The following is a 13644-nucleotide window of genomic DNA, read 5'->3' on the forward strand; positions in this document are numbered from 1 at the left end:
TGAGTCCTCAGCCTTTGTAGGAATCGCAGAAAGCCTGGGCTTCGGCGACGTCCAGGGTGCCTTCGTAGATTGCGCGACCGGTGATCGCACCGATGATGCCCGGCGCCTTGGCGTCGAGCAGTGTCTTGATGTCACCCAGGTTGTGGATGCCACCGGAGGCGATCACCGGAATCGTGGTGGCGGCAGCCAGGGCGGCGGTGAACGGGACATTGCAGCCCTGCATCATGCCGTCCTTGGCGATGTCGGTGTAGACGATGGCAGACACGCCGTCGGCTTCGAAACGCCTGGCCAGGTCGATCACCTGCACGGTGCTGACTTCAGCCCAGCCGTCAGTGGCGACAAAACCGTCCTTGGCGTCGAGGCCAACAATGACCTTGCCCGGGAACGCGCGGCAGGCTTGGGCAACGAATTCAGGCTCCTTCACCGCCTTGGTGCCGATGATCACGTAGCTCACGCCAGCCTTGACGTAGTGCTCGATGGTTTCCAGCGAGCGAATGCCGCCGCCGATCTGGATCGGCAGGTTCGGGTAGCGCCTGGCAATGGCCGTGACCACCTCGCCATTGACCGGCTGCCCTTCGAAGGCGCCATTGAGGTCGACCAGATGCAGGCGACGGCAGCCGCCTTCCACCCACTTGGCGGCCATGCTCACCGGGTCATCGGAGAACACCGTGGAGTCTTCCATGCGGCCCTGGCGCAGACGTACGCAAGCGCCGTCCTTGAGATCGATAGCGGGGATAATCAGCATCTGGCAAACCTTCAGATTCGAATGTTCAGCTTGGCTCGGAAATCAGTTTTTCTCGAGCGCCCACAAGTCGCTTTCAATGCTTTCGAACCTTTCTTTAAGGTGCGTCTGCACATCGAAAATCGCCCTGTTGTAATAGTGCGGAGCAATTTCGCGGGTAAACAGGTCAAGAATTTCCGCCGCTTCGAACGAACCCAGCTCGAGTTCGAAACGATCCTCCATGAACCGCTGGATCTTGCGGTTGGCCTCACTCTCCTGCTCGGGCGTGAGGGTCAGGATCGGCGGTTTCTTGCGCGCCATTACCAGCGGCCGTCCCACGCCGCGAAATTCTGCAGCAACTGCAGCCCATGGGTGTGGCTCTTCTCGGGGTGGAACTGCACGGCGAAGCGCGAGCCGTCGGCCAGGGCGGCGGCGAAGTCGACGCCATAATGGCCGCTGCCCACCACCTGCCGCGCATTGCCGGCCGCGATGTAGTAGCTGTGCACGAAGTAGAAACGCGCCAGGTCCGGAATGTTGTGCCAAAGCGGGTGGTCCACCGTCTGCTTCACTTCGTTCCAGCCCATGTGCGGGACTTTCAGGTGCTCGCCGTCCTCATGCAGGTCCTTGCCGAAAAACTTCACCTGGCCCGGGAACATACCGATGCAATCGACGCCGGTGTTCTCTTCGCTGTGTTCGAGCAAGGCCTGCATGCCGACGCAGATTCCCAGGAACGGACGATCCTGGCTGACTTCCTGGACCAGCGAGTCGAAGCCCAGGCGACGGATCTCGGCCATGCAATCGCGGATTGCACCGACACCGGGGAATACCACCCGGTCGGCTTCACGAATCACATCCGCATCGCTGGTGATCAGCACCTTGCCGGCCCCCACGTGCTCGAGAGCCTTGGCCACCGAGTGCAGGTTGCCCATACCGTAGTCGATAACCGCGACCGTCTGCATTACAGGACGCCTTTGGTGGAGGGCATCTGCCCGGCCATGCGGTCATCGAGCTCCACGGCCATGCGCAGGGCGCGGCCGAAAGCCTTGAACACGGTTTCGATCTGGTGGTGGGTGTTGTGCCCGCGCAGGTTGTCGATGTGCAAGGTCACGTTGGCGTGATTGACGAAGCCCTGGAAGAATTCCTGGAACAGGTCAACGTCGAAACCACCCACGGTGGCACGGGTGTACGGCACGTGCATCTGCAGGCCCGGGCGGCCGGAGAAATCGATGACCACCCGCGACAGCGCCTCATCGAGCGGCACGTAGGCGTGGCCGTAGCGACGAATACCCTTCTTGTCGCCAATGGCCTTGGTAAAGGCCTGGCCCAGGGTGATCCCGACATCCTCCACGGTGTGGTGGTCGTCGATATGCAGGTCGCCCTTGCTGACGATGTCCAGGTCGATCAGCCCATGACGGGCGATCTGGTCCAGCATGTGCTCAAGAAACGGCACGCCGATATCAAACCGGGCCTTACCGGTGCCATCCAGGTTGATCGAGGCTTTGATCTGGGTTTCCAGAGTGTCGCGCTCGACAGACGCCTTACGTTCGGCCATCACCAGCTCCGCAAAATCATTGGGCGAAAAAGGCAGCCATTATAGGGGCGCGAGCGGCAAACAGAAACACGGGAGGTGATATCGCTGACGGGCTGAATCCCGGGCTGTCGGTGATAGACATGTCCATACAAGCCTTTGCCATCACCCAAAACGACTGTGGGAGCGAGCTTGCTCGCGATAGCGGTGTGTCAGCCGACCATGATATCGACTGACACACCCTCATCGCGAGCAGGCTCGCTCCCACAGGGTAGGCCCGTCTCCGATGGATTCGGGCCTACCTGCATTGTCGCTTAGCGGAACAGCACCGCCGTCTTCTGCAGGGTCACCCACACACCCCACGCCAACGGAATGCCCACCACCAGCCAGGCGGCGATCGCCAGGGGCTTGGTGCCCGGCGCGGCCTTCCATTCCAGCGACGTGGTGCTGTCGGCACCTTTGTCATGGCCCAGCGCCTGTTCGGCGGCCAGCTCGGCGTCGGTCATGAAGTACTTGTCGGCGACCGGGCGGACCATCAGGTTGCACAGGAAGCCCAGCACCAGCAGGCCGGCGAGGATGTACAAGGTGATGTCATAGGCCGCGGCACGTTCAACGCCGATGCTCAGTTGATATTCACGCAGGTAGTTCACCAGCACCGGACCCAGCACGCCCGCCGCAGCCCAGGCGGTCAGCAGGCGACCGTGGATCGCGCCGACCATTTGCGTACCGAACAGGTCCGCCAGGTAGGCCGGCACGGTGGCGAAACCGCCGCCGTACATCGACAGGATGATGCAGAACGCCGCCACGAACAGCGCGACGCTGCCCAGGTGACCCAGGTTCGGGATCAGCGCGTACAGTGCAAAGCCCAGGGCGAAGAACACGAAATAGGTGTTTTTACGACCCAGGTAATCCGAGAAGGATGCCCAGAAGAACCGGCCGCCGATGTTGAACAGGCTCAACAGACCGGTGAAACCGGCCGCGATGGCCGCGATCTGGCCCAGTTGTGCGGCGTCCAGTTGACCGAACGGCAGGTCGTTGCCGAGCAGCTTGCCGCCGAACACTTCCTGCAACAGTGGCGAAGCCATGCCCAGGATGCCGATACCGGCGGATACGTTCAGGCACAGTACCAGCCAGACCAGACGGAATTGCGGGGTTTTCCAGGCCACATTCACGTGAACGTGACGATGGGTGATCATCGCGTTCGCGGCTTTCTTCGGTGCCGGGGTCCAGCCTTCAGGTTTCCAGCCGGTCGGCGGAACGCGGTACGACAAGGCACCACCGATCATGAACACGAAGTAGATCGCAGCCATGACCAGGAAGCTCTGCCATACGCCCACGTCTGTCGGCGAAGCAAAGTGGTTCATCAGCGCAGCGGCCAGCGGAGCACCCACCATCGCGCCGCCACCGAAGCCCATGATCGCCATGCCGGTCGCCATGCCACGCTTGTCCGGGAACCACTTGATCAGGGTCGAGACCGGGGAAATGTAGCCCAGGCCAAGGCCGATACCGCCGATCACGCCGGAACCGACCCACATCAGCCAGATCTGGTGGGTATAGATACCCAGCGCGGAGATCAGCAGGCCACCGCACCAGCACAATGCCGACACGACACCGGCCTTGCGTGGCCCGGCATGTTCCAGCCAGCCGCCCCAGATGGCTGCCGAGCAACCCAGGAAGATGAAGAACAGGGTGTAGATCCAGCCGAGCATCGAGATCGGCCAGTCGCATTGGGACGAAAAGACTTGCGAGATGAAGCTCATGTCCGGCGCGCAGGCGACCGGTTTGGTGATACCCAGGGCCTTGGACAGTGGCAACCAGAACACCGAGAAGCCGTAGGCCATGCCGATGCAGAGGTGAATGGCCAGTGCGGCCGGAGGAACCAGCCACCGGTTGAAACCGGGCTTGGCGATAATGCGTTCCTTGGAGAGGAATGCAGGCTGGTCGGCAATGCCGTCCGCCGTGATGCTCGTGCTCATTGTGTATCCCCCAGTTGTTAGAATGGCTCGCCAGCCACACTTCACCCTCGGCCTTATTGCACGCAGGCACGGCCGTATTTTACGGTGAAGCTCCATAGTGGTGCGACATCAGGTCGCAGAAAGGCAGGCGAACGGGTAAAGATTACCATTTGCTCGTGACAGAAAAACCAAAGTGATATCACCTTTTTCACGTCATCCGTCTTATCGCGCCTTCGGCGGTTTTCTGTAGGGTGCTAATGATTTATTTTTTCAGGGATTTTCATGCCTATCGTCGTCGAGCACCTGAACGCAGCCACCCGCCAGGACCGGCAGGACCTGGAAAAAATCTATCGGGACGCCCCCGCCTGGCTGATGGAACCCTTCGGCGATGCCGCCCGGCTGATAGAGGATTGCCTGGAAGATGGCTCATTGATCGCGGCACGTTTCAATGATCGACTGCTGGGGGCCGCGCGCCTGCAACGGCACCAGGACGCTTGGGACTTGTCCCAGATGTGCGTACGGAACGTTACCCGACGTCGTGGCGTCGCGGAACGACTGGTGAGCGAGGCGCAGAGAATGGCCCTGCAGAACGGTGCCCAGCTGCGGCTGCGGGCCCCTGGCGGGCATCCCATAGCCCAAGCCCTCGCCGCCAGATTGAAACTGGCGCTGGATGAGTACTGACCAGGCTCTGCAAGAAGAGCCTTGGGACGAAGGCAAGGCGAAAACAGCCGAGCAAGCGCAGCGCACTGGAACACACGAACGTTGCGAGGCAGTTTTCAACGCTGCATGAACGGGTATCAAGGCTTTTCGTACAGAGCCTAAAGCCCAATACAAACCCACAGCGTTATACTCCCAGGCTAAATTTTGAACTCAACCTACAAGGACTCGCCCATGAAAGCGTTCGGCAAAATCCTGGGTCTGGTACTTCTCGGGCTGTTGCTGATCATTGTGGCCTTGGGCTTTGCCCTGACCCACCTCTTCGATCCCAACGACTACAAGGAAGAGATCCGCCAGATTGCCCGCGACAAAGCCCACATTGAGCTCACGCTCAATGGCGACATCGGCTGGAGCCTGTTTCCATGGCTGGGTCTGGAATTGCACGATGCCAGTGTCGCCACGCTGGCCAACCCGACACAACCTTTCGCCGACCTGCAGATGCTCGGCCTTTCGGTACGCGTGATCCCGCTGCTGCGCAAGGAGGTGCAGATGAGCGACGTGCGGGTCGAAGGCCTGAACCTGCGACTCAACCGTGACAAGAACGGCCACGGCAACTGGGAAGACATCGGCAAGGCGCCCGCCTCGACGACGACGGCCGGAACTCCGGCGCCAGCCGAGCCACCCGCTCCGTCCACCAGCGCCCCGCCGGAAAAACCGGCGCAGCCGACCCGGCTGGACATCGACAGCCTGACGGTGAACAACGCCAGGGTTCAATACACCGACGAGCAGACCGGCAAGCAATTCAGTGCCGAGAGCATCCAGTTGAGCACCGGCCCGGTCCACGACTCCACCAATATCCCGGTCACGCTGACCGCGTTCCTGTCCAGCAACCAGCCGGCCGTGCGCGTGCGCACCGAAGTCACCGGCGAACTGCGCTTCGAGCGCGCCTTGCAGCGCTACAAGTTCGAAGACCTGAAGTTGTCCGGCGAAGTCACGGGGGATCCGTTGCAGGGCAAGACCCTTAACTTCAACGCACAGGGACAGTTGTTCCTGGACAGGGCCGCCAACGTGGCCGAATGGACCGGCATCAAGCTCTCCCTGAACCAGCTGCGCGCCTTGGGCGAACTGAAGGTCAACGACCTCGACAAGACCCCGCAACTGAACGGCGGAATTTCGATTGCCCAGTTCGACCTGGCGAACTTTGTCGACAGCATCGGCCAGAAACTACCGACCATGGCCGAGGGCAGCCTGACCAAGGTCGAGCTGGCCAGCCGCATCGCCGGCACGCCGACCAGCGTCGAATTCAACGACATCAACCTGAAAGTCGACGACAGCAGCTTCAGTGGCCGTATCGCCGTGGAAGATTTCGCAAAGCAATCCCTCCGTGCGCAGCTCAAGGCCGACAAATTCAACGTCGACCGCTACCTACCCCCGAAATCCGCCGAGAGCAACAGCGCCAAGGCCGCCCGCGAAGCCGAAGTCAGCGACACCGAGACCAGCGCCATGGCAGGCGCCGGCAGCACGCCACTGCCAAGCTCGCCAACCCAGGGAGCCTGGAGTAACGAGCGACTGTTCCCGGTGGAACGCCTGAGCAAACTGGACATCGATGCCGACCTGACCTTCGGCCAACTGATCCTCGACAGACTGCCGATCGAGAATGCTGCCCTCAAGGCCACCGGCCAGAATGGCCTGCTGACCCTGGAGAACCTGCGGGGCGACCTGTACAACGGCAACTTCGAAGCCAAGGGCACCCTGGATGTGCGCCAGCCCACGCCGCAATTGAACCTGCAAACCCGGATCAACCGGGTGCCGGCGGAAAAAATCATCGAGAGCCAGGGCAAGACTCCGCCAGTCAAGGGGCTGGTGACGCTCAACAGCGCCGTGACCGCCAGCGGCAACAGCCAGAAGGCCCTGATCGAAAGCCTCAACGGCACCGCCGGTTTCGTCATCAACGATGGCGTGCTGCTCAATGCCAACCTCGAACAGCAGCTGTGCAAAGGCATCGCCCTGCTCAACCGCAAGAACCTCAGTGGCGAACCCCGGGGCAAGGACACACCGTTCCAGCAGCTCAACGGCAATCTCACCCTGCGCAACGGCGTGGCCAGCAACCCCGACCTGAAAGTCCGTGTACCGGGCATGACCGTAAACGGCAATGGCGATATCGACCTGCGGGTGCTGGGCATGGATTACCGCGTCGGCGTCATCGTCGAAGGCGACAAGAGCGACATGCCCGACCCGGCCTGCCAGGTCAACGAACGCTACGTCGATGTCGAATGGCCGCTGCGCTGCCGCGGTCCCCTGGAGCTCGGCGCCAAAGCCTGCCGCCTGGATAACGACGGCCTGGGCAAGGTCGCGGCAAAACTGGCCGGCGACCGCCTCGGTGACAAGATCGACGAGAAGCTGGGCGACAAGGTCAGCCCCGAGCTGAAAGATGCGCTGAAGGGGCTGTTCAAGCGATGAGAGCCGAGCAGTTTTCCACCGCGGTGCTGGACTGGTTCGACCGCCACGGGCGTCACGACCTGCCTTGGCAACAGGACATCACGCCGTACCGGGTGTGGGTTTCGGAGATCATGTTGCAACAGACCCAGGTAAGCACCGTGCTCAACTACTTCGACCGGTTCATGGCCTCGCTGCCTACCGTCGAAGCCCTGGCCGCCGCGCCTGAGGATGAAGTGCTGCACCTGTGGACCGGGTTGGGCTACTACACCCGTGCTCGCAATCTGCAGAAAACCGCAAAGATCGTGGTCGAACAATACGGCGGCGAATTCCCCCGGGACGTGGAGAAACTCACCGAGCTGCCGGGGATCGGCCTGTCTACCGCCGGTGCCATCGCCAGCATCAGCATGGGCCTGCGGGCACCGATCCTCGACGGTAACGTCAAGCGGGTGCTGGCACGCTTTACCGCCCAGGAAGGCTATCCGGGCGAACCCAAGGTCGCAAAGCAACTGTGGGCCACCGCGGAGCGCTTCACCCCCCAGGACCGGGTCAATGCCTATACCCAGGCAATGATGGACCTGGGCGCCACGCTCTGCACCCGCAGCAAGCCCAGTTGCCTGCTCTGCCCGCTGAAGACCGGTTGCCAAGCCCATATGCTGGGCCTGGAGACCCGCTATCCGATCCCCAAGCCACGCAAGGAAGTACCCAGGAAACGTACCTTGATGCCGATGCTGGCCAACCGTGAGGGCGCGATCCTGCTTTATCGTCGTCCCTCCACCGGCCTGTGGGGCGGCCTGTGGAGCCTGCCGGAACTCGATGACCTCGACGACCTGCAGCATCTGGCCCTGCAACACTCGCTGGAACTGGGCAGGCAACAGGAAATGCCCGGCCTGGTGCACACCTTCAGCCATTTCCAGTTGGCAATCGAACCCTGGCTGGTCTGGGTCCAGGAAACCGGCCATCACGTGGCCGAGGCCGACTGGCTCTGGTATAACCTCGCCACCCCGCCGCGCCTGGGCCTTGCCGCCCCGGTCAAAACCTTGCTCGAACGCGCGGCCGTCGTCTTGAATGCAGGAGAGTCGTCATGACCCGCACCATCATGTGCCGCAAATACAAAGAAGAGCTGCCCGCCCTGGAGCGCGCTCCGTTCCCTGGCGCCAAGGGCCAGGACATCTACGACAACGTCTCGGCCAAGGCCTGGGCAGACTGGCAGAAACACCAGACCCTGCTGATCAACGAAAAACGCCTGAACATGATGAACGCCGAGGATCGCAAATATATCCAGGGCGAAATGGACAAGTTCTTTTCCGGCGAAGAATACGCCAAGGCTGAGGGCTACGTACCGCCTTCCGAATAAGCTGCTTACCCCGGGGGCGAATCGTAAGCGACGGTAATAATTAAATATTTTTTGATAACGTGCTTGACGCCCTCCTGAAAAACCCGTTTAATGCGCCCCGTTGCCCAGATAGCTCAGTCGGTAGAGCAGGGGATTGAAAATCCCCGTGTCGGCGGTTCGATTCCGTCTCTGGGCACCAAATACCAAAACCCCGATCAAGAAATTGATCGGGGTTTTTTATTGCCCGCTGATTTCATTGACGTGTTCCGCTCCCCCAGGGACTCAGCTACATTCGACCCTCGCCGCCCTCCCGCAGAGAACCTTATGGACATCACTGGCATCCCCTTCGGCACCACCGACTGGTCGACAATCGAACCCAGCGAACACAAAGGCGTCACCGGAACCGCCTACTGGCGAACCCGGCAGTTCGGGAATATCCGCGTCCGGATGGTCGAGTACACGGCGGGTTACCTGGCCGATCACTGGTGCACCAAGGGGCACATCCTGTTTTGCCTGAAGGGCGAGCTGCATACGGAGCTGGAAGATGGGCGACAGTTCGTGCTCAAGCCGGGCATGAGCTACCAGGTAGCGGACCAGGCCGAGCCCCATCGCTCTTCAACCTCGGTGGGCGCCACCTTGTTCGTGGTGGATTGAGTTTCGAAGCACTCGTCCTGGAGCTGTAGAATCAACCGCCTCATTTTTCATATCAGGAGCCTTGGCCATGCCGTCGGCAAACAAACAGCAGAAGCGAAACCAGCGCGCCAAGGCGAAAGCCAAGAAGAACCGGGTACAGCGTGCCGCTGCGCCGAACGACTTCCTGGACCCGAACGATGAGCGCATCGACCTGGAGACCGTGGACCTGTCCGAGCTGTTCCAGCTCATGCGCGACGCTGAAAAGATCAGCCAGCAAGCCATGTGCATCGCCTTCCTGGGGCACCCACTGCTGGCGCTTGTGCTGGAACAGGAAGGCGAAGAAGAAGCCATGGATTTCATTATCACCGCCCTGATCGAATACCGTCGCGCCACCACCGGCGTCGATGAACAGACTGCGCTTGACTGGGTCGAGAGCGAGCAATTCCAGGCTGATTATCTCGCGGCCTCCAGGGAACTGGTGCAACCCCAGGCCTGAGCCTCGCCCGCCCGGCGCTCTTGCGATGAGGGCGCTTGCTGGGGGGATGACATCCTTCAGCGACAGTTCCTACAAGCCAAGCTCCATCAATATGAGCCGGCGTCAAAACCGTCTTGCATGAAGCGGTTGTTTTTCCTCCACGGCAATCAGCTCCGTCCGGCATCATCAATATGAAGCCTGACGCATCATTCAGTCCGTCCCACTCCACGGCTGAACATCTTGATGACTTCGATCTCCCCACAAGACGATCCGCAATTGGCACCACTGATCGGCGAACTCGCCGAATTGATCCGCCAGGCACGCCAGAAGGTCATGCGCGCCGTTGACACCCTGCAGGTACAGACCTGCTGGCAGATCGGCCGGCATATCATCGAATTCGAACAGGAGGGCGCCGAGCGGGCGACTTACGGGGCCCGACTGTTGCCGACACTGGCGAAGGCGCTGACGGTGAAGTTCGGGAAAGGATTTGATGCATCGAACCTTCGTTACATGCGCCTCTTCTACCAGGCGTTTCCAATATGTGACGCACTGCGTCACGAATTGAGCTGGACTCATTACCGCTTGTTGCTTCGTATAGAAGATGATCATGCGCGCCACTGGCCGCAGTGCAGAACTGGTCAACGCGCGCCCTGGAACGCCAGATCGGCACCTTCTATTACGAACGCCTGCTGGCAAGTCGGGACAGGCCGGCGGTAGAGCAGGAGGCCAGCGCCCATATCGAGTCACTGGACCCCGGGCCCAGGGATATCGTCAGGGACCCGGTGGTGCTGGAATTTCTCGGGTTGCCCAACGCGGGCACCTTGCTGGAGACCGATCTGGAGCAGGCCTTGATCGACCAGCTACAGGATTTTCTACAAACTGCTCCTGCCCACCGAAGAAGAACTGCGCAATGAGCTGGATCGCGAACGGAGGCGGCTCGAAGAACAGCGACGACACACGATCACTTGAAGCCACGAAAGCCGGCATTGCGTGACCGTTTATTGTAAAAACCGATGTAAGCTTGATGCGCTTCGGAAATACCTACATCTTCAAGAGCTCTATCCTGCATGTCACCGGCCGCACCCTACCCCACTCTGATCCAGGCGTTGCGGACCGAAACCGCTGAACTGCACGTCGCCCTGGAAAAACGCCTGCCGTTTTTCTCCCAACAGCTGGATCTCGATCTGTATCGGCGCCTGATGGTGGCCTACTACGGCTTTTATCAGCCATTGGAACAACGACTCCATGCCCTGGCGCTGGCCGGGCTGGACCAGCCCCTGCGAGTCAAGCTCCCAGTGCTGAGGGCGGATCTCACGGCACTGGGCCTGGACGAAGCGGCTATCGAGGCGCTGCCCCTTTGCAGCGAGTTGCCCGTTATCGACTCTCGTGCCGCCGCGCTTGGGGTTTCCTATGTCCTGGAAGGCGCAACCCTGGGCGGCCAGATCCTGCGGCGCAGGGTGGCCGAGCAGCTTGGCCTCGACGCCAGCAGCGGGGCAGCATTTCTCAACGTATACGGCGAGCTGACGGGGCGGCGCTGGAAGGACTTCCTGGAGTACCTGGGCGACAGGAACCTTGGCGATGGCCAAACGCTCGAAGTCACACATGCTGCCAAAACGACATTTATCTGCTTTGAACGCTGGCTGGACAGCCAGGAGGTCCTGTTATGAACCCTGAAAACCAAGAGGCCTTCGAAGAGCTGCTGGCCAACTGCGCAGACGAACCGATTCGGTTCCCCGGCGCCATCCAGCCTCACGGCGTGCTGGTGATGCTGTCCGAACCCGACTTCGTGATCCGCCAGGTCAGTGCCAACGTATCGCAGCTGATGGGACATGATCCCGAGGCGCTGTTGGGGCAGACGCTGGACGTGCTGCTGGGGCCGGAGCAGGCAGCAGCCATCCTTGACGCCCGGCGCATCGAAGCAGGCCACGACAACGCACCGCTGGATATTCTCGTGAACCGGCACCGCTTCGACGCGCTGGTCCATCGTCACCAGGGCGTACTGATCGTCGAACTCGAGCAGCACCTGAGCGACTATCGTCCGGAAGGCGTCAGCGGCGAAGCCGATATGGGGCGCATGCTCCAGCGTCTGCACAGCGCGAAAAGCCTTCAGGCCCTCTACGAAATCAGCGTTCGGGAAATCCAGGCCATGACCGGCTATGACCGCGTGCTGATCTATCGTTTCGAGGAAGAGGGCCACGGCCAGGTGATCGCCGAGGCCAGCGCGCCATCGATGGAGCTTTACAAGGGCCTGTTCTTCCCGGCCTCGGATATCCCCGAACAGGCCCGGGAGCTGTATCGCACCAACTGGTTGCGGATCATCCCCAACGCCGATTACACGCCGGTACCGCTGGTTCCGAATCTGCGCCCCGACACCCGGGCGCCCCTGGACCTGAGCTTCGCGACCCTGCGCAGTGTCTCGCCGATCCACCGGCAATATATGAAGAACATGGGGGTGCTGTCGTCCATGAGCATCTCGCTGATGGACGGTGAACGCCTGTGGGGCCTGATCAGTTGCGGCAACCGTAAGCCCTTGCTCGTCCCCCATGAGATGCGCAAGGCCTGCCAGACCATCGGTCAGGTCCTGTCACTGCAGATCAGCGCCATGGAAGCACTGGAGCTGAGCCGTCAACGAGACGCCAAGCTCGAGGACCTCGGCATACTTGCCAAGGCCATGGCCGAGTCCAGCGATAACGTCTTCGACGGCTTGTCCCATGAGCCACAACGCTTGATGGACCTGACCGGTGCCAGCGGCGTCGCGATTATCGAGGACAACAAGCTGCATCGCCACGGCCAGTGCCCTGAACCGGAGCAGATCCGGGCGCTGCACCAGTGGATCCTCGAAAGCGGGCAACCGGTGTTTTCGCACCATCAACTGGGCAGCGTCTACGCCCCGGCCCGCGGTTACCAGGACGTGGTGAGCGGCGTGCTGGCGATTCACCTGCCCAAGCCTGTGGAAAACGGCGTGCTGTGGTTCCGGCCCGAAGTGAAGGAAACCATCCATTGGAGCGGTGACCCACAGAAACCCCTGGACCTGGAAAACAGCGAGAACGGCCTGCGCCTGCGCCCCCGGACATCCTTCGAGATCTGGAAAGTCGAAATGGCCGGCATCAGCAACAGATGGAGCCATGGCGAACTGTTCGCCGCCAACGACCTGCGGCGCTCGGCCCTGGAAAACGACCTGGCCCGGCAAGTGCTCAAGGAGCGCCAGGCCGTGCACGCTCGCGACGAGCTGGTGGCAGTGGTTTCCCACGACCTGCGCAGCCCGATGACGGTCATTTCCATGCTCTGCGGCATGATGCAGAAGTCCTTCAGTTCCGACGGTTCCCACAGTTCGAAGCGAATCGCCTCGGCCATCGACACCATGCAACAGGCCACCAGCCGCATGAACACGCTGCTGGAAGACTTGCTCGACACCTCGCGAATCGACGCCGGACGCTACACCATCAATCCCAAGCCAATGGAAGTCAGCCAGATATTCGACGACGCCTGTTCGCTGTTGACGCCGCTGGCCAGCGCCAAGGCCATCAATATCTCGTTCCATGCCGAACCCGACCTGAAGATCAAGGCCGACCCCGAACGGTTGTTCCAGGTGCTGTCCAACCTGATTGGAAACGCCATCAAGTTCACGCCGCACGAAGGCGTCATTGGCATCAGCGCGATGTCGGTGGGCAACGAGATCGTGTTCAGCGTTCGCGATTCCGGCCAAGGCATCGCGCCGGAGCAGTTACCCCACATCTTTGATCGCTATTGGACAATCAAGGAAGGCAACCCCAGCGGCACCGGTCTTGGATTGTATATTTCCAAGGGGATTGTCCAGGCCCATGGCGGTAAACTGCACGCCGAAAGCCAGCCCGGCCAAGGCAGTGAGTTCCGCTTCACTGTCCCGAAAATCGACTGAACCGG

Annotated in this window: 13 protein-coding genes, 1 tRNA gene and 1 pseudogene; 10 read left to right on the forward strand and 5 right to left on the reverse strand. The window is 61.1% G+C overall.

The features are described 5' to 3' along the window. Positions 1-7 precede the first annotated feature (7 nt). From hisA to BW992_RS05405, 5 genes are all read right to left on the reverse strand, one after another. On the reverse strand, positions 8-745 hold the full coding sequence (gene hisA, locus BW992_RS05385) for a 1-(5-phosphoribosyl)-5-[(5-phosphoribosylamino)methylideneamino]imidazole-4-carboxamide isomerase (protein WP_072397916.1): 738 nt from the start codon (positions 743-745) through the stop codon (positions 8-10). Between the two features lie 42 nt (positions 746-787). Continuing rightward, the gene (locus BW992_RS05390) at positions 788-1042 is read right to left on the reverse strand and encodes a DUF2164 domain-containing protein (protein ID WP_072397915.1); all 255 of its coding nucleotides are present in this window, start codon (positions 1040-1042) and stop codon (positions 788-790) included. Further along, positions 1042-1680 (reverse strand): imidazole glycerol phosphate synthase subunit HisH, encoded by a 639-nt coding sequence (gene hisH, locus BW992_RS05395; protein WP_072397914.1) that lies wholly within the window; start codon positions 1678-1680, stop codon positions 1042-1044. Before hisH ends, BW992_RS05390 begins: the two co-directional genes overlap by 1 nt. After that, entirely contained in the window at positions 1680-2273 is a 594-nt protein-coding gene (gene hisB, locus BW992_RS05400) for an imidazoleglycerol-phosphate dehydratase HisB (RefSeq protein WP_003186751.1), read from the reverse strand. Before hisB ends, hisH begins: the two co-directional genes overlap by 1 nt. 290 nt (positions 2274-2563) lie before the next feature. Continuing rightward, positions 2564-4225 carry an OFA family MFS transporter gene (locus BW992_RS05405; protein WP_072397913.1) on the reverse strand — a complete coding sequence of 554 codons (1662 nt, stop codon included), beginning with the start codon at positions 4223-4225 and terminating at the stop codon, positions 2564-2566. Between the two features lie 261 nt (positions 4226-4486). Here BW992_RS05405 and panM point away from each other — a divergent pair, with 261 nt between their 5' ends. The 10 genes and pseudogenes from panM to BW992_RS05455 all read left to right on the forward strand — a co-directional run bounded on the left by panM (position 4487) and on the right by BW992_RS05455 (position 13639). Beyond that, entirely contained in the window at positions 4487-4885 is a 399-nt protein-coding gene (gene panM, locus BW992_RS05410) for an aspartate 1-decarboxylase autocleavage activator PanM (protein ID WP_072459104.1), read from the forward strand. A gap of 210 nt (positions 4886-5095) precedes the next feature. Beyond that, a complete protein-coding gene (locus BW992_RS05415; protein WP_072431687.1) occupies positions 5096-7321 on the forward strand; it encodes an AsmA family protein in 2226 nt (741 codons plus the stop codon). After that, a complete protein-coding gene (gene mutY, locus BW992_RS05420; RefSeq protein WP_072397910.1) occupies positions 7318-8385 on the forward strand; it encodes an A/G-specific adenine glycosylase in 1068 nt (355 codons plus the stop codon). The genes BW992_RS05415 and mutY overlap by 4 nt, the downstream gene beginning before the upstream one ends. After that, positions 8382-8654 (forward strand): oxidative damage protection protein, encoded by a 273-nt coding sequence (locus tag BW992_RS05425; protein WP_053147893.1) that lies wholly within the window; start codon positions 8382-8384, stop codon positions 8652-8654. Before mutY ends, BW992_RS05425 begins: the two co-directional genes overlap by 4 nt. Positions 8655-8756: 102 nt before the next feature. Continuing rightward, positions 8757-8832 (forward strand) — tRNA-Phe (locus BW992_RS05430). A 125-nt stretch (positions 8833-8957) separates the two neighbouring features. Beyond that, entirely contained in the window at positions 8958-9287 is a 330-nt protein-coding gene (locus BW992_RS05435) for a DHCW motif cupin fold protein (protein WP_072397776.1), read from the forward strand. 67 nt (positions 9288-9354) lie between these two features. Further along, positions 9355-9762 (forward strand): hypothetical protein, encoded by a 408-nt coding sequence (locus tag BW992_RS05440; RefSeq protein ID WP_072397775.1) that lies wholly within the window; start codon positions 9355-9357, stop codon positions 9760-9762. 222 nt (positions 9763-9984) lie between these two features. Then, a pseudogene (locus tag BW992_RS05445) lies at positions 9985-10616 on the forward strand (DUF1016 N-terminal domain-containing protein); the annotation flags it as partial. Positions 10617-10808: 192 nt separating this feature from the next. After that, a complete protein-coding gene (locus tag BW992_RS05450) occupies positions 10809-11408 on the forward strand; it encodes a biliverdin-producing heme oxygenase (protein WP_076405731.1) in 600 nt (199 codons plus the stop codon). After that, on the forward strand, positions 11405-13639 hold the full coding sequence (locus BW992_RS05455) for an ATP-binding protein (RefSeq protein WP_076405732.1): 2235 nt from the start codon (positions 11405-11407) through the stop codon (positions 13637-13639). The genes BW992_RS05450 and BW992_RS05455 overlap by 4 nt, the downstream gene beginning before the upstream one ends. Positions 13640-13644: the final 5 nt, after the last annotated feature.

Origin of the sequence: Pseudomonas sp. 7SR1 (assembly GCF_900156465.1) — a bacterium.
Lineage (GTDB): Bacteria > Pseudomonadota > Gammaproteobacteria > Pseudomonadales > Pseudomonadaceae > Aquipseudomonas.